The sequence below is a fragment of the Coxiella-like endosymbiont of Rhipicephalus sanguineus genome (assembly GCF_018687865.1).
In genome coordinates, this window is record NZ_NIQB01000089.1 from 1 (window position 1) to 1,175 (window position 1,175).

The window sequence follows — 1,175 nt, forward strand, 5'->3', positions numbered from 1 at the left end:
ATTTATACTTCCTACATTAATACAATTCCTGCTAACGCAGAAGCTAAATTGCCCGAGAATGAAATAAATATTTTACAGTGTTTAACAAATTATATGCGATGGAACGCCCTCGCTATGGTAATGCGTGCGGGTCGTAAAAAAGCCGGACTAGGAGGACATCTTTCCAGTTATGCTTCGATAGCAACTTTAGTCGAAGTGGGATTAAATTATTTTTTTCATGCGAACGATCTGGTTTTTTTCAAGGCCATTCCTCGGAAGGAATTTACGCACGTGCTTTTCTTGAAGGGCGGCTAACAGAAGATGAATTAGTTCATTTTCGTCAAGAAGCTTTAACTAAGGGAATTTCTTCCTATCCCCACCCCCATTTAATGCCCCACTTCTGGCAATTTCCCACCGTTTCTATGGGTCTAGGACCATTAATGGCTATTTATCAAGCCCAATTGTTGAAATATTTACACTATCGAGGGTTGGCCGATACGGCGAAGCGCAAAGTATGGGCTTTCTGTGGTGATGGTGAAACGGGCGAGCCTGAAACTTTAGGTGGATTATTGGTGGCAATTCGTGAGCGTCTTGATAACCTTATCTTTATTATTAATTGCAATTTGCAACGTCTCGATGGACCTGTTTCAGGTAATGGAAAAATTATTCAAGAATTGGAAGGTATTTTCCGCGGAGCGGGATGGCGGGTGATTAAAGTTATTTGGGGCCATAATTGGGAACGATTGTTTCAAAAAGATAAATCTGGTTTATTACTAAAACGCCTGGGTGAGATGGTGGATGGAGAATATCAAGCGTGTTGTGCTAAAGGCGGTGCTTATTTACGAGAACATTTATTTGGCAAGTTCCCGGAATTGAAGGAACTTGTCTCTGATATGAGTGATCGTGAACTGGAACAATTAACGGATGGAGGTCATGATCCTCAAAAGGTTTATGCGGCTTATACGGAAGCACTAAAGGAAACAGGAAAGCCAACCGTCCTGTTAATGAAAACCGTCAAAGGTTACGGTTACGGCAAAGAGGGAGAGTCTCAAAATATTGCTCATAATTTAGAAGAAATCAGCGACGAAGGGTTAAAGATCTTTCGTGATCGATTTAAATTATCTCTCTCGGATAAGAAATTAAAAGATCTGAAATTTTATAAACCGGCTGAAAAAACTCCCGAGATACAGTATTTA

Annotated in this window: 1 pseudogene; it reads left to right on the plus strand. The window is 40.4% G+C overall.

Features of this window, described 5'->3' with window-relative positions:
- Positions 1 to 1,175: pseudogene (locus tag B1F79_RS04995) on the plus strand (thiamine pyrophosphate-binding protein); the annotation flags it as partial.